The sequence below is a fragment of the Lysinibacillus sp. RS10 genome, from assembly GCF_041956855.1.
In the GTDB taxonomy this organism is placed as follows: domain Bacteria; phylum Bacillota; class Bacilli; order Bacillales_A; family Planococcaceae; genus Lysinibacillus; species Lysinibacillus xylanilyticus_A.
The window spans coordinates 1438503-1453213 of sequence record NZ_CP167122.1 but is presented as its reverse complement, the minus strand read 5'-3'; the positions used below and the strand labels follow the sequence as shown (position 1 = coordinate 1453213).

The window sequence follows — 14711 nt, the reverse complement described above, 5'->3', positions numbered from 1 at the left end:
CACCTTATTTCGCTGCTTTTGGTAATACAATCTTTTTATGATTACGTGATTCTTTATATAAAACAACTGTCAGACCAATTAATTGAACGAGCTCCGCATGAGCACCCTTTGCAAGTGCCTCTGCCACTTCATGCTTGTCCTCCTCACAGTTATCTAAAATACGTACCTTAATCAGCTCTCGTACTTCTAATGCTTCTCGAATTTGCTTTGTCATCTCGTCATTAACGCCGCTTTTTCCTACTTGGAAAATCGGTGTTAAGTGATGTGCTTCCGCACGTAAAAAACGTTTTTGTTTACCTGTTAACATAAAAATTAATATCCTCCTAATTGCACCTTCAGATGCGCAATCATTGAATTTGTATTTGGGTATTCACTAAGCCAGTGCTCAAAAGCAATTGCTCCTTGGTGAACGAACATTCCAAGACCCGTAACGACGGTTGCTCCTTTTTCTTCAGCCGCTTGTAGAAAAGGCGTCATTAATGGATTATACACAATATCGGCCACAATTGCGCCTTTTGCAAGTCTTTCTAATGAAAATGGCATTGAAAAATTGCCCGTAGCAAGTCCAGCCGATGTCATTTGCACTAAAATACCGAAATCAGTTAATGTTTCCTCTGCCTCTGTTAAAGAAATAGCAGTACCTATACCCATTTCATCGACAATGGCTTGTGCATTTGCCACTGTACGGTTGGCAATGGTTAAATTTGTATAACCTTGCTGTTGCATGGCAAATGCAATACCACGAGCAGCACCGCCCGCACCAATAAGAAGAACTGGCTTATTTTTATGTGACTTACCAACTGCTTCTTCTAGCGAGCGAACAAAACCAACACCGTCTGTATTGTAGCCTTTTAATTTTCCTTCTTTTGTTCGGACAACCGTATTGACAGCTCCCATTTTTTCTGCCAACTCATCTAACTCATCTAAATAGGGAATGATTGCTGTTTTATGTGGGATTGTAATGTTCCAGCCACTTGCACCTAAAGTTTTCAAGCCCGCAACTGCCGACTCTAGGTTTTCAGAAGATACGTGCACAGGAATATAAGTAGCATCTATCAACATTTCCTCAAACCAAGCATTATGCATGGCTGGTGATTTTGAATGCTCAATCGGATCTCCAATAACCGCAAACCATTTCTTCATTTTCTTCCCTCTTCTCTACTAGTACATCCTAAATAAGTGATGGGCGAATTGAAACTTGTACACCTTTTGGCGCGTAAGCTGCTACAACTACATTTTCATGCTGCACAGTAATCCATCCAAGACCAGAGAATACAACGTCTGTTTTTGCTTCTTTGATGGAGAACTCATGACGCACTAATGGTGGTAGCTGTTCAATAAATTCGGCAGTTGGAGGTGCAAGTAATTCACCCTTATGCTCTGCATATAATGTATCTGCCTTCTCAAGCTTTGTACGATGAATTGGTAAGTCATTTGCCACATGTACAGTAAATGCCGATCGATCTCCTTGAATAAAATCAAAACGTGCAAGTGCGCCAATAAATAGCGTTTGTCCAGCATTTTGCTGATAAACTTTTGGCTTTATTTCTTTTTTAGGCATAATATATTTTAATTCACTAGCGTCAATATGGTGTGCCATCTGATGATGATTAATTATTCCTGGTGTGTCATATAATGCACTACCATCATCTAATGGAATTTCAATCATATCTAAAGTTGTACCTGGGAAATGAGAAGTTGTAATAACCTCACCTTCACCTGTAGCCTGCTTGATAATACGATTAATGAACGTGGATTTCCCAACATTTGTACAACCTACAACGTACACATTTTGTCCATTACGGTTCTCATCAATGGCTTCCATCGCTTCAGCCATTCCTTTACCTTTATGGGCACTCACTAAAAGTACATCGACAGGTTGTAGACCAAGAGCCTTTGCTTCACGTTTTAGCCAATTAATTACTTTTTTCGGTTTCACAGATTTCGGTAATAAATCGGCTTTATTCGCTATTAATAACACTGGATTTTTACCAACGAAGCGGTGAAGTCCTGGTAACCAGCTCCCATTGAAGTCAAAAATATCAACAATTTTTACGATTAGGCCTTGCTGTGTTCCAAGACCGTTTAATATGCGTAAAAAGTCATCATCTGTTAATGACACTGGTTGAATTTCATTATAATTTTTCAAACGGAAGCAACGTTGGCAAATGACCACGTCTTTTTCTAATGATGATGGGGGTGCATACCCAACTGCTGTTTTATCTTCTGTTTGAATTGTTGTACCACAGCCAATACAATTTGGCATTTCGTTCATTCTTTTTCCTCCCAAGTACTGATTCCTTTTCGTTTTAAATTATTGAACACACGACGTTCAATAAATCGGTTGAATTTTGTTACGAGACCATCTGATTGTGCAACTGGTTTTACTAGTACCGTATGCAAGCCTAAGCGATTAGCGCCCATTACATCTGTTAGTAGTTGGTCTCCTACCATTACTACTTCCTGTGGTCGTAGCCCTAATTGAACAATTGCACTATAAAAGGCATTACGAAGTGGCTTTCTCGCCTTATGAATATAAGGAATACCTAATGGCTCAGCAAATTGCTTAACACGTGCTTCTTTGTTATTCGACGCAATAATAACACGAATACCTGACTCTTTCATAATACGAAGCCAAATAATAAGCTCTTCTGTTGCATCTGCACGGTCCCATTCTACAAGCGTATTATCTAAATCCGTAATGATTCCTTTAATGCCTAAGTCTTGAAGCTTTTCCGGTGTAATTTCAAAAATACTCGTCACAAATTCATCTGGTAATAAAAAATTATACAAAATAGCGACCCCTAATCTAAATGTATTATTCGACCATTATAGCATATTTGCGAAGGCTTCACCCATTCGAATTGGGCTTCCTTGCACAACATTATCCGTAAATTTAATTGCATCCTTTTCAAATAGCATGACTACTGTTGAGCCGAATGAAAAATATCCGACTTCATCACCCTTACGCCACTGAGTTGTAGTATTAGTGAGTACGATCGAGTTAACAAATGTAGCGCCAACTTTAATAAACGCTATCTGCTGATTATTTGCCACTTTCAGCTCCGTCACTGAACGATAATTATGTGAAATTGGTTTTTTACCGTATGAAAGACCTAGCTGATTAACCGGGTATGATTTTTGACCAAGCGTATATTGTCTTAGTACTCTCCCATCAATCGGGCTATGAATACGGTGATAATCTGCAGGACTCAAGTAAAACACGATAAAATGGCCATCTGCATATTGCGCAGCACGTTCTGAATTACCAAGTAAATCTTGTAATGCATAAGGCTTACCCTTTACAAGAAACGTCATATCCCATTCGATCCGTCCAAATGATTCCACTTTCGCATCCACTGGACTTACAAAGGTAGTAGGATTTTGTTCAATTGGACGTGCATTTTCTAAAAGCTCTCTTGTAAAAAAGTCATGTAAACTTGAAAATTGTTGTCGTTTTTTTGAAACCTCTTCAAGGTTAATATCGTATACCTTCATATAACTAGGGATCATACGTTTACTCCACTTTGCTTTTGCAATGCTTTGCAAAAGATGGGAGGATTGCTTGCCATTTGTTAATTCAATCAAGCGTTGATATAGTTTTTCTTTCATAAAACAAAACCCCTATCGATTAATTTAGACTGTCAATTTTTTCGCATTCGAAGTATAATGGTACAATATCTTAAGTGCAAAGGAGTGATCCCCCTTGTTTCTATATCACAAGTTGGTGGATACCACGGTTAAGAAAATGAAATCGCAAGCAGCAAACTTCATTACAATCAGTAATATGTCCTTTGGTGGCGCGGCCATAATGGCTACACTACATGAATATTATAGCTACAGCGTCTTGTTTATCTTTATCGCAGCCCTTCTTGATCGCTATGACGGGAAGGTAGCTAGAGCCCTCGGACAAGTGTCTGATTTAGGTAAACAATTAGACTCTATGAGTGATATTATATCATTTGGTGTGGCACCTGCATTATTAATGTACAAAGTTGTTTTAGTCGACTTTGGTTTTGTCGGCATGACGATGACTGTACTGTATATCGTCTGTGGTGCAATGCGATTAGCTCGCTTCAATATTAGTGAAGCAAACGGCTACTTCACAGGGTTACCAATAACAGCGGCAGGTACGCTCTTAACTTTAACGTATTTCGCATCTAATACGTTCCACCCAGCGTTTTATCTTTTCCTATTCCCAATACTAGCATTACTAATGATTAGTACAATCACGTTAAAAAAAGTGTAACAGCGCATTTGCTGTTGCACTTTTTTTCATTTAACGCAGCTTCTTAACATATACTGTCGAAAAATGGGGAAAGGATGAAATCATTCAATGAGCGGAATTTTTACATCTATGTTGCAGTTATGGCTTGAGATCCCTGCGTTACTTGGCTATTTAAAGGGGCAAACATTCCATAAACCCTTTTCAAAAGAAGAGGAAGCTGCTTGTATTGAACGATTTTTAGGCGGTGATGAGCAAGCGCGTCTTGATTTAATTGAGCGCAATATGCGACTCGTTGCACACGTTGTAAAAAAATTTCACCCGAAACACGAACAACTAGACGACTATATTTCCATTGGTACTATAGGACTTATGAAAGCCGTAGAAAGTTACACTCCTGACAAAAAAACACGCCTTGCCACTTACGCTGCCCGATGTATCGAAAATGAAATTTTAATGCATCTGCGTACTCAGAAAAAAGTGCAAAAAGATGTTTCTTTATTCGAGCCAATTGGTACAGATAAAGATGGTAACGCCTTACAGATCCGTGATCTCTTACAATGTGATGAAGAGAGCGCAACAGAAAAAATTGAACATAAAGAACATGTTGCACAACTATATCATTATTTGCATATGCTCGACGATCGTGAACTCGAAATAGTAACCCTTCGCTATGGTTTAAACCAACATGATGCCCTTACTCAAAAAGAAATCGCTGCTCGTTTAAATATTTCTCGTAGCTATGTTTCTCGCATTGAAAAGCGAGCACTTATTAAACTCTATCAATTATATAAACGAGACCAAAAGTCTACTGAGTAATATATTGTAAATTGATAATTGAAAAATTTCAATGGATCCTTAACATTAACATACCATGAATCACGTATTTTTTGTTACAAAAGGATCTAAAGAAAGAATTCTTATCCATCGAAAGCTTTAGATAAATAATGTGTACAACATAGTGAATACTATCCATTTTTCTTTTATTTGACGCTCAAAAAAGCAATTACCTTAATCCTACTAACTTTTTAAAAGATAAACGTAGTTGTTGTTGAACCAATGAAGCTATAAAAAAAAGCTCCCTTGCGACTTTGAATGTCGCAAAGGAGCGTTTGCCTCAATGAAATTCTACAGATTCTGAAAGTTCTGCTGAAATAAGTGTACCGAGTAACGTCGTTATAATGACTACACCTGCTGTTAAAAATAGCATCATGAATGCCTCCCATCCAAATATGAAGAGATTTAATTAATAACAGTTTAGCATTAGTCAGACTTTTAAACTGTGATTTTTCTCACACTACAGATCACTCATTTTGACCATTCTGTGTACTTTATCCCTATTAACGGGCAGTAAAAGGACGATTGGTGAAAACTAATAATCAGCGAGTTGGTAAAAAACTCCCCACTAATTATAGTTTTACTTTATAGCGTTTCAATAGCTTTTAATACTATTTGCGTCGAATGCTTTGCAGCTACTGGTAAAAACTCATCAAAGCTAATATTCGATTCTTTCCCAGCAATATCAGATAAAGCACGAATAACAACAAACGGAGTACCAAATTGATAGCATACTTGTGCAACAGCTGCTGCTTCCATCTCAACTGCCTTCATTTGTGGGAAGTGTTGACGGACAGCTTCTACACGAACAGGATCATTCATAAAAGCATCTCCTGAGCAAATTAAACCAATACCAAATTGGTGCTCTCCAACAGCCTTCACTGCCTCTTCAGCCACTTTCATAAGTCTTTCATCTGATTTGTAAGCTGCTGGCATACCAGCCATCTGACCAATCTCATAACCGAAAATTGTAACATCTACATCGTGATGACGGACTTCATCTGAAATAACAACTGCGCCTACTTCAAGTGTTTCGTCATACCCTCCGGCAGAGCCCGTATTAATGACTACATCAGGCTTAAATTCATGTAATAGAATGGTAGTTGACATCGCAGCGTTCACTTTACCAATACCACTTTTTAATAAAACTACATCTTTCCCTTCATAAGTTCCAGTTGTATATTCACTGCCTGCGATTGTTGTGCTTTTTGCATTGTCTAATGCTGCTCGTAAAAGCTCTACTTCTTCTTCCATTGCGCCGATTACTGCAATTTTCATGTCTCTGTTACTTCCCTTCATTGTTTAACTCTATTAAAAATACTCAATCGAGTTATTTTCGTCAATAGGCGCCATTTAATGTATTTAGTTGCTCGAGTTTCACTGGTAACCAGCCCTCATTGTCAACCCACTCCATGTTGACGCGATACATTTTTGTCTTATCATTCGTTGAAACCGTTGCTACGGCCGTATTAGCACTGCCGTTATTTTGAATACGCCAAATAATCATATTGTCCTTTTCTATGCCTGTAACAGCTGTAACTGTTGCAACCTTTTCAGCCCAGTCAACTGATGTATCATCGTAAGAAGACACGTGCTGACCTGTTTGGGTTGTAGGCGTTGGCTTCCAATCTTTATTTGTTATAACCTTGTCAACAATTGGGTTATCTGATGTAGTTTCAATAGCAGCGTCCTTTTCAGATGATGGCTGTTCTTCTTTAGGCTCTTCTTTTGTAGATTCATTATCTTTTACTGAAACATCATTATTTTCCTCTTTAGAAGGCTTTTCTTTCCCATCTCCATCATCGTTCTTTTGCTCTTGTGCTGGTTCGTCTTTCACGGCAGTTCCTACATCATCCTGCCATTTAAACACGTATGTTGCAGTTATAATAATCAATATCACGACAATACCAATTAAAACATTCAAAAGTTTATCTAGCTTTTTATTACGAGATGGCTGCAAATGACGACTGCTTCTAGTTTGTCGTTCACTCATGAATTCTCCCCCTCTCTAGCCAATATTCTATCAAGTTCAACGGGACTTGCAAAATAATTGTGCTCATGTATTTAATCAAGGGTAAAATAAAAGCTCTCTTGACGTTCATTTCAATGGATGCTGTCCCTTGATGTAAAAACTTTCATAAAAGATGAAATTAAGATAAAAGCAGCTAGCTCTCCTTAAAAAGATAAGCTAACTGCTTGTACAAAATTATTTGATTGAAATAATTTTAACTTTCATTTCGCCACCAGGTGTTTGTACGACAACCTCTTCGCCTTCAGCACGACCTAGCAAGCCTTTAGCAATTGGTGATTCATTAGAAATACGGAATTCCATTGGATCTGCCTCAGCCGAACCAACAATCGTATACGATTCCTCATCCGTTGATGGTTTACCATTAATAATTTCTACAAATGTAACCGTTTTCCCTAGTGAAACTACACTGTTGTCTGTTTCATCCTCAGAAATAATAACTGCGTTACGAATCATTGATTTTAATGTAGAAATACGACCTTCTAAAAAGGCTTGTTCTTCTTTAGCTGAATCATACTCAGCGTTTTCAGAAAGATCTCCGAAGTCGCGAGCGATTTTAATACGCTCAACAATTTCTTTACGTGTTTCTGTTTCTAATTTTACTAATTCTTCTTCTAATTTTCTTTTACCTTCAGCTGTCATTGGGTATTGTTTTTCGTTTGCCAAAGTCCTTCACTCCTTATTTCATCAATACAAAAACATAAAACTCGACCAAATGCCATGTGTGATGCATTTAATCGAATTTTATTGTTTTTAATCGGTTTCAAAATTCTCTTTGACCTAATAGTATGCATGCTTTTCAAAAATATGCAATGATACGCATGTAAATATTGTCAATACCACTCTATCTTATTACAATACGTTGTCAGTTTCAAGAATAGTTTTAATTTTCGTGACCATCAAATCAATTGCAACTTCATTATCCCCACCCTCAGGGATAATAATATCAGCATAACGTTTCGTCGGCTCAATAAATAAGTTATGCATTGGACGCACTGCCGATAAATATTGTTCGATTACAGAATCTGTTGTACGTCCACGTTCTTTTATATCACGCATAATACGACGAATAATACGTAAATCTGAGTCTGTATCTACAAATAATTTAATGTCCATTAAATCACGTAAATCTGCATCCTCTAACACTAAAATACCTTCTAGTATAATAACATCTACAGGTTCTACATGAACAACTTCTTCTGCTCTTGTATGCTGTACATAATCATATACAGGCTTGTCAATTGGTTGACGCACCAATAATTTTTTTATGTGCTCAATTAACAAATCATTATCAAACGCTAACGGATGGTCATAGTTTGTACCTAAACGCTCCTCAAACGTTAAATGACTTTGATCTTTATAGTAAAAATCTTGTTCAATTACAACTACTGAATGATCACGGAAAACATCATAAATAGCACGGGTCACACTCGTTTTTCCTGAGCATGAGCCACCAGCGATTCCGATGACGACTGGACGCTTCACTGCCATTAATTATTCTCCTTTCGCATCATGTTATGCGGTTTTAATAGTGTGTCGCATTTAAATTTAATAATTTGTAGTGGATGACGGGCAGCATCTAAGCTATTGCCATCCTCATCCCAAATTTCACCCATTGTAAAACGGAAATTTTCGATTTCTGGTCCAAAGAATTCTACCTCATCGCCAGGTTTAAAATAGTTACGTTGTTGCATTGTCACAATTTTCGTTTCTGGGTCATGTTCTAAAATAAGTCCAGCAAACTCATACGTCGTTTTGCGGCCATGTACACCAAACATTTGCTCCTCGTGGCCAGGTGCATCGTGGAAGAATGCTTCAGCCGTATCTCGGTTAGCACATTTATCTAGTTCCTCAAGCCATTCACGTTTAATCTTGAAATTGTCAGGGTCAGCACAATAAGCATCAATCACTTTACGGTACACTGAAACAACTGTAGCAACATAGTGAATGGACTTCATACGCCCCTCTACTTTCAATGAATCAATACCAAGTTCAATCATATGTGGAATGGCTTCAATTAGCTTTAAGTCTTTTGGACTCATCGCAAAAGGTGCGTGATTATCATCGAAAAGTGCCTTTTCTTCATTATCTTCTAACTCATACAAATCATAGTCCCAGCGACAAGATTGACAGCAACCACCACGGTTAGAGTCACGAGCAGTCATGTGATTTGAAAGTACACAGCGACCCGAATAAGCGATACACATTGCTCCATGAACAAATGCTTCAATTTCAATATCGACTTTTTCCTTCATCAGCTTCATTTCTTCTCCGCCAACTTCGCGGGCCAACACTACACGATGTAAACCTTCTTCTTTCCAATACTGTACTGCCTTCCAGTTTGATAAAGATTGCTGTGTAGATAGGTGAATTTCAAGCTTCGGTGCAGCTGTACGGCATGTTTCGATGATCAAAGGGTCCGCTACAATAATGCCTGTAACACCTGCAGATTCAATATCTTTTAAGTATTGCTCTAAGCCGTCCATATTTTCATTGTGGGCGAAAATATTTGTCGTCACATAGATTTTTGCACCGTATTTATTGGCGAATTCAACACCTTCGCGCATTTCTTCAATTGAGAAGTTATCTGCGTTTGAACGTAGACCGAACTCTCGTCCACCAATAAATACAGCATCTGCACCGTAATGAACGGCAACTTTTAATTTTTCTAAACTACCTGCAGGGGCAAGTAGCTCTGGTTTTTTTGTAATGACACGTTTACCGTCGACAATCTCACGGATTTTGTCATTTTGTTCTAATGCTAATGCCATGTTCTTGCCACCTCCTAGTAAACAGTTTCCTTGAAGATAAAGCCAGTATCAAGAGGTCTGATGGCAGGCTGAATGTCTTCAATTTTTGCTAATAAATCATCTTTAGTATCTTCATATGCATCTTCTGATTCGTCAAAATATGTGTCAATTGCTTGACGATAAGCTTCTGTAACTGTGATTACATATTCTGGTGTTTGAAGGACACCCTCAATTTTCAATGCATCAATGCCACCTTCGAATAATTCGCCAAGCTCATCAATCATGCACATATCGTTTGGACTGAAAATATGCGTACCATTAACATCCTCATAAATTGGATATTTATTATTACGTTCATCATCATGAAGGAACATATTGCGATTTTCCTTACGATTCTCAATTTCCATTACTTTATCCTGATATAAGAAATAATGGCCAAGTAATGCACGTTTTGATTGGAACATACATGTCATCCCATGTACTTGAACTTCAATCTCTACTTCCGCATTTTCTTTAATTTCAAGCACTTCATCTAAAGAAAGTTCACGAGCAAGTACTGCGCGAGTTGCTCCTCGTTTCCCCCAATAATTTACCGTAAACCAGTTTGTTGCAATCGTTTCTGGACTCCAGTGTAACGGTATTGTTACACCTTGATCACGACGAATGATTACTACTGCTGGATCACCGTAAATTAAACGGTCAACGCCAATGCGTTGCATTTCTTTTAAATACTCGGCAAGTGCATCCAATTTTTCATTATGGAATAATGCATTTACCGCAACATAAACTTTTTTACCCGCTGCATGAATCAGCTTTGTAGCTTCTTCCACTTCACTAACAGAAAATTCTCCTGCTAGGCGAAGACCAAATTGTTGTTCACCCATGACAAAAGCATCTGCTCCAGCCTGTAAAAGTGCTTTTACATGGTCCACTGATTGCGGTGTAACAAGCAATTCAGGTTTTTTCATAATAGTCACCTCTTCAAACATAGTAATAAACCATCACCGACTGGTAAAAATGCACTTGTATAATCAGGGTGCTCCATAATCCATTCGGTAAAGTTTTTTAAATTGCGAATCATTGTACGTTTGCGACGCGGTACATCTTTTAAATCCAAATCTGATAAGCCATGCATATACATATTATCGATATACAGAACTCCACCAGATTTTACAAGAGGTGCATACTTTTCAAAAAAGCGTTGATATTGTCCTTTTGCAGCATCAATAAACACCGCATCGAATGTTGTATGAATGGCCTCATCGTTCACCTCTAAGGCATCTCCTTCAATGGCCGTAATACGATCTGATACTGTAGAACGTTCAATATAGGCCTTCGCTCTCGCAACACGCTCTGGATCTCGCTCGATTGTAACGATCTGCACATTCGGTAAAGCCTCCGCCATTCTTATTGCAGAATAACCAATTGCTGTACCAATCTCTAAAATTTTCGACGGATTTTGAATACGTAGCAGTTGGTTTAGTGCATCAATGCCTGCAAGCTGCATAATCGGCACATGATTCTCCTCCGCAAATGCTTCCATTTCTAAAAGCAAATCATTACGTGGTTGAATAAATGATTGTATATATGCATCTGATAATTCCATTTTTAAGTTCACCCTCATATCAATTATGCCTCGGCATAACTGCGTCCGGAATCGGCTTTGTGCTTGCACAAAGCCGATTCCGTGACATCCGCCAGAGGCTTCATCATGTAGCACCAAAAAGAAAAAGACCAAACGCGATGTCTTGGTACTTCGTCATATAAAAATGAGCAATTGTTTTTTATCAGCTCAAAACAATTGCCACCACGTATATTATCCCGCATTAACGGACTGCTTGAATTATTCCATGCGGATTGATTAAAAATCACATTTTATAATAGCACGAAAATAGAAGGAAAGCTATTTTTCTTTCCTTCTATCCACATTATTGCTATATATTTTTTAATGATTTCAATTATGCCTCAGCTAATTGTGTCTGGAATCGGCTGAAAAATAACTTAAACTCGCATTCATGTCATCCCCTATAAAGATGGAGAACTTCTGTAACTGACGTTGCACTTTCGTTACAAAAAACATCTGTAACTGACGTTGCACTTTCGTTACAAAAAACATCTGTAGCTGTCGTTTCACTTTCGTTACGTAAACATTTGCTGAAAGAAGTTAAAAGTAATTACTCTGCCTTACGCAAGTATTTTTCTACTTTCTGTAAATGTTCATCATATGTTTTCGAGAAGTGGTTGACACCTTGTTTATCCGCTAAGAAGTAGAGGTAATCTGTTTTACTTGGATTTAGCGTTGCTTCAATTGAAGATTTTCCAGCACCCGCAATAGGACCAGGTGGTAAGCCTTTATTTTTATAAGTATTGTAGACGTTATCTACTTCTAAATCTTTGTACATCACACGATCTTTATGTGAGCCAAGTGCATATAAAACAGTTGGGTCTGTTTGTAGTGGCATCCCTTGATCTATACGGTTATAGAATACGCTCGCAATCGTTTCTCGATCTGTTTGGGCAGTAGCTTCTTCTTCTAGTAATGAAGCAAATGTTAACAATTGATGTACGGATATTTTCTTTTCAGCTAAAACATCGCTGTAACTCTTCACAAGCTTGTCCATAGCCCCTACCATTTCGTCTACAATTGATTCTAATGAAGGTTTTTCTTCAAAGTAAGAATAAGTTGCAGGGAATAAATAGCCCTCTAAATCATAGCGAATATTATCAGCTAAAACTGCATCTGTCACAAGCTCGGGGTATTTAGCCTTCATTTTTTGAACAAATTCATCGCTTGTTACTAGGTCCATAAATTCTTTTTGAGTGTATGGTGTTTTCTTCTCCACAATATTACCAATTTGTTCAAGTGTTAAACCTTCAGGAATTGTCATTGTAAATACTGGCTTACGGTAGACTTTTCCAGTTTTCAAACTCTCTATGATCTCATCAAATGTCATCGCCTGTGTCAAATCATATTTCCCGGCTTGGAACTGGGATTCATTTTTAAACTTAGCGTAGTATTTAAAAACACGAGCATCTTTAATAATGCCCTCTTTTTCTAGTAAAGTCGAAATAGAGCCTAAGCCTGAGCCAATTGGTACTTCAACTGCTATTGTTTTAGTCGCATCCGGATCCACTGGTTTTAAGGCACTCTTTACATAATTATAGCCAAATAAACCGATGACCCCTAATAGTAGAACAATAGAAATTGCAACAATAGCAACTATTTTTCTCACAATTTTTACCTCTGATTTTCTTTCTTCCATTTTTGAAAACATTTCTTGTTTTTTTGAACCGTTATTCACGGGTTTCCCCCCTATCACTTCATTATCATACTAGAAATCAACTATAACGACAAACAGAAATAGATAATTCAGTAAAAATAGCACACATAAAAAACTCTGAGTAGCAATTTACTACTCAGAGTTTTAATTATAAATCATTTAAGATATCTTCAACAAATTCCCATTCTTCATCTGTTTCAATTGGTAATAATTCTTCAATCGTTCCGTCATTTCCAGCTACATATTGGGCAGCAAAAATATCTCGTTCCTCCATTGGCTCGTCCGTTGCCAAAACATATAGTACATAGGATTTACCAAATTGTTCTGATGAAAATGTATGAATAACCTCGCATACCTGATCTGTTCCATCTTCATCTGTTACTGTAATTAACTGTGGCCCCTCTTCAAATTCATCTAGAAGTGTTAGGACTACCTCATTAATCATTTCCGATACGAAAAACATATACATTCTAAAAAAATGTAGACATCTCTACTGTGACACAACTTATATCTTTTGACTTTCGTTTTGTGTCTTCCTTATTCACCGAGCCTGGTTTCGCTGAAGCTACTGCCATTTTGTATGACTCTCCAAAGGCTTAAATTCCGCAGTATCGTTGCGTACACATCTAAGGCTTAGTTTTTAGATCAATTATGCCTCGGCATCATTGCGTCCGGAATCGGCTTTGTGCTTAGGCCTGCACGAGGGCCGACACGATGTCAGTCATTTCGGTAATGCCACAGGACGTGGCGTTTTTACCGATGCAGGTCAGTTAGCCGTTATCGCATGGATGCGATGATCTTAGGCTAACATCCCCTAAGAACTCCTTTCCGATTCCTTGACATCCGCCGGAGGCTTTAGGCCAGCACGATGCTGGTCACTCAGGCGGTTTCACAGGATGTGAAGTTCTTAGCCTGAGTTCCTCTATTTCAGCGGATGTTTAGACACCTGCTGAAAGAAGTTAAGCTCCTTAGATTGAATAATTTGCTAAGTTAATGCTTGCGTTCAAATCTCTATCCAACTTTAATCCGCAAGAGCAGATAAATAATCTGTCTTTCAGTCTCAAATCGGATTTGATTTGTCCACAACCAGAACAAGCTTAGCAAATTTCCCAATGGACATTAATTCCATGTGCACCACCTCTCTTTCACTAAGATAAAATACTTTACCCTATTTAGAGAGGTTGTTAACATTTTTATTTTTGTATCTATTTTTCTTGTTCACACAAAGGCGCAACCCTTCATGCAGTCTTTCTCTCACAAGTAGACCTCTTATGCTTTCACATAAGCGCAGACTATATCTTCATCTTATCTTCTGATAAGAGCCACATTTTTCTTCCGCCATTCGCTTGCGGTTTTACTCTCCCTCAAGGAGATAGTCGTTGAACGTCTTCCTTGTCTCATTAGAGATTTAGGAGTTCGCTGCTAAACATCCATTGCCAAAGCACTTAGCGCTACCGTTTTCCGTTGTCACGATGATCCTTTACGGACACTGAGTAATTTTTTTCAGCTTATGCCATCCTTGTTGTTTTTTCTGCTTTCGCACCGTTACGTCTGCCGTTTCCAGCTCCGCTTTGGTCACAAGGCTTTAG

16 protein-coding genes and 1 pseudogene are annotated in these 14711 nt (G+C 38.1%); 2 read left to right on the top strand and 15 right to left on the bottom strand.

Features of this window, described 5'->3' with window-relative positions; all coding sequences use genetic code 11:
* Positions 1–4: 4 nt before the first annotated feature.
* Genes yhbY through ACB089_RS07295 form a run of 5 tightly spaced genes read right to left on the bottom strand, consistent with a single transcriptional unit; the run spans position 5 to position 3612 of the window.
* The gene (gene yhbY, locus ACB089_RS07315; protein WP_374965847.1) at positions 5–307 is read right to left on the bottom strand and encodes a ribosome assembly RNA-binding protein YhbY; all 303 of its coding nucleotides are present in this window, start codon (positions 305–307) and stop codon (positions 5–7) included.
* Positions 308–312: 5 nt separating this feature from the next.
* A complete protein-coding gene (aroE, locus tag ACB089_RS07310; protein ID WP_374965846.1) occupies positions 313–1143 on the bottom strand; it encodes a shikimate dehydrogenase in 831 nt (276 codons plus the stop codon).
* A 28-nt stretch (positions 1144–1171) separates the two neighbouring features.
* The gene (gene yqeH / locus ACB089_RS07305) at positions 1172–2275 is read right to left on the bottom strand and encodes a ribosome biogenesis GTPase YqeH (protein ID WP_374965845.1); all 1104 of its coding nucleotides are present in this window, start codon (positions 2273–2275) and stop codon (positions 1172–1174) included.
* Positions 2272–2793, bottom strand: a complete 522-nt coding sequence (locus ACB089_RS07300; RefSeq protein WP_374965844.1) for a YqeG family HAD IIIA-type phosphatase — start codon at positions 2791–2793, stop codon at positions 2272–2274. The genes yqeH and ACB089_RS07300 overlap by 4 nt, the downstream gene beginning before the upstream one ends.
* A gap of 36 nt (positions 2794–2829) precedes the next feature.
* The gene (locus tag ACB089_RS07295; protein ID WP_374965843.1) at positions 2830–3612 is read right to left on the bottom strand and encodes a phosphatidylserine decarboxylase; all 783 of its coding nucleotides are present in this window, start codon (positions 3610–3612) and stop codon (positions 2830–2832) included.
* Positions 3613–3706: 94 nt separating this feature from the next.
* Here ACB089_RS07295 and pssA point away from each other — a divergent pair, with 94 nt between their 5' ends.
* Together pssA and sigK are read left to right on the top strand one after the other, a co-directional pair.
* Positions 3707–4249 (top strand): CDP-diacylglycerol--serine O-phosphatidyltransferase, encoded by a 543-nt coding sequence (pssA, locus tag ACB089_RS07290; RefSeq protein WP_083226923.1) that lies wholly within the window; start codon positions 3707–3709, stop codon positions 4247–4249.
* A gap of 87 nt (positions 4250–4336) precedes the next feature.
* The gene (gene sigK / locus ACB089_RS07285; RefSeq protein WP_068983691.1) at positions 4337–5044 is read left to right on the top strand and encodes an RNA polymerase sporulation sigma factor SigK; all 708 of its coding nucleotides are present in this window, start codon (positions 4337–4339) and stop codon (positions 5042–5044) included.
* 603 nt (positions 5045–5647) lie between these two features.
* On the opposite strand, the gene mtnN is transcribed toward sigK, so the two are convergent.
* The 10 genes and pseudogenes from mtnN to ACB089_RS07235 all read right to left on the bottom strand — a co-directional run.
* A complete protein-coding gene (gene mtnN, locus ACB089_RS07280) occupies positions 5648–6340 on the bottom strand; it encodes a 5'-methylthioadenosine/S-adenosylhomocysteine nucleosidase (RefSeq protein WP_068983692.1) in 693 nt (230 codons plus the stop codon).
* Between the two features lie 61 nt (positions 6341–6401).
* Positions 6402–7055, bottom strand: a complete 654-nt coding sequence (locus ACB089_RS07275; protein WP_374965842.1) for a YrrS family protein — start codon at positions 7053–7055, stop codon at positions 6402–6404.
* A gap of 213 nt (positions 7056–7268) precedes the next feature.
* Entirely contained in the window at positions 7269–7757 is a 489-nt protein-coding gene (greA, locus tag ACB089_RS07270) for a transcription elongation factor GreA (protein WP_068983694.1), read from the bottom strand.
* A 186-nt stretch (positions 7758–7943) separates the two neighbouring features.
* Positions 7944–8582 carry a uridine kinase gene (udk, locus tag ACB089_RS07265; protein ID WP_374965841.1) on the bottom strand — a complete coding sequence of 213 codons (639 nt, stop codon included), beginning with the start codon at positions 8580–8582 and terminating at the stop codon, positions 7944–7946.
* A complete protein-coding gene (locus tag ACB089_RS07260) occupies positions 8582–9862 on the bottom strand; it encodes a U32 family peptidase (RefSeq protein WP_374965840.1) in 1281 nt (426 codons plus the stop codon). The genes udk and ACB089_RS07260 overlap by 1 nt, the downstream gene beginning before the upstream one ends.
* 14 nt (positions 9863–9876) lie before the next feature.
* On the bottom strand, positions 9877–10809 hold the full coding sequence (locus tag ACB089_RS07255) for a peptidase U32 family protein (protein WP_374965839.1): 933 nt from the start codon (positions 10807–10809) through the stop codon (positions 9877–9879).
* A gap of 5 nt (positions 10810–10814) precedes the next feature.
* Complete coding sequence (locus ACB089_RS07250) at positions 10815–11447, bottom strand: O-methyltransferase (protein ID WP_374965838.1); 633 nt, start codon at positions 11445–11447, stop codon at positions 10815–10817.
* Positions 11448–12015: 568 nt separating this feature from the next.
* Positions 12016–13143, bottom strand: a complete 1128-nt coding sequence (gene mltG / locus ACB089_RS07245) for an endolytic transglycosylase MltG (RefSeq protein ID WP_374965837.1) — start codon at positions 13141–13143, stop codon at positions 12016–12018.
* Between the two features lie 127 nt (positions 13144–13270).
* Positions 13271–13585 carry a DUF1292 domain-containing protein gene (locus tag ACB089_RS07240; protein ID WP_223553607.1) on the bottom strand — a complete coding sequence of 105 codons (315 nt, stop codon included), beginning with the start codon at positions 13583–13585 and terminating at the stop codon, positions 13271–13273.
* Between the two features lie 505 nt (positions 13586–14090).
* Positions 14091–14204, bottom strand: a pseudogene (locus ACB089_RS07235) (zinc ribbon domain-containing protein); the annotation flags it as partial.
* Positions 14205–14711 lie beyond the last annotated feature (507 nt).

What these genes read in the sequence shown, in the direction of transcription:
- mtnN (WP_068983692.1), bottom strand. Translation starts at nt 6,340, where the DNA reads ATGAAAATTGCAGTAATCGGCGCAATGGAAGAAGAAGTAGAGCTTTTA.
- udk (WP_374965841.1), bottom strand. Translation starts at nt 8,582, where the DNA reads ATGGCAGTGAAGCGTCCAGTCGTCATCGGAATCGCTGGTGGCTCATGC.
- ACB089_RS07295 (WP_374965843.1), bottom strand. Translation starts at nt 3,612, where the DNA reads ATGAAAGAAAAACTATATCAACGCTTGATTGAATTAACAAATGGCAAG.
- ACB089_RS07250 (WP_374965838.1), bottom strand. Translation starts at nt 11,447, where the DNA reads ATGGAATTATCAGATGCATATATACAATCATTTATTCAACCACGTAAT.
- ACB089_RS07240 (WP_223553607.1), bottom strand. Translation starts at nt 13,585, where the DNA reads ATGTTTTTCGTATCGGAAATGATTAATGAGGTAGTCCTAACACTTCTA.
- aroE (WP_374965846.1), bottom strand. Translation starts at nt 1,143, where the DNA reads ATGAAGAAATGGTTTGCGGTTATTGGAGATCCGATTGAGCATTCAAAA.
- ACB089_RS07260 (WP_374965840.1), bottom strand. Translation starts at nt 9,862, where the DNA reads ATGGCATTAGCATTAGAACAAAATGACAAAATCCGTGAGATTGTCGAC.
- yqeH (WP_374965845.1), bottom strand. Translation starts at nt 2,275, where the DNA reads ATGAACGAAATGCCAAATTGTATTGGCTGTGGTACAACAATTCAAACA.
- yhbY (WP_374965847.1), bottom strand. Translation starts at nt 307, where the DNA reads ATGTTAACAGGTAAACAAAAACGTTTTTTACGTGCGGAAGCACATCAC.
- ACB089_RS07275 (WP_374965842.1), bottom strand. Translation starts at nt 7,055, where the DNA reads ATGAGTGAACGACAAACTAGAAGCAGTCGTCATTTGCAGCCATCTCGT.
- sigK (WP_068983691.1), top strand. Translation starts at nt 4,337, where the DNA reads ATGAGCGGAATTTTTACATCTATGTTGCAGTTATGGCTTGAGATCCCT.
- ACB089_RS07255 (WP_374965839.1), bottom strand. Translation starts at nt 10,809, where the DNA reads ATGAAAAAACCTGAATTGCTTGTTACACCGCAATCAGTGGACCATGTA.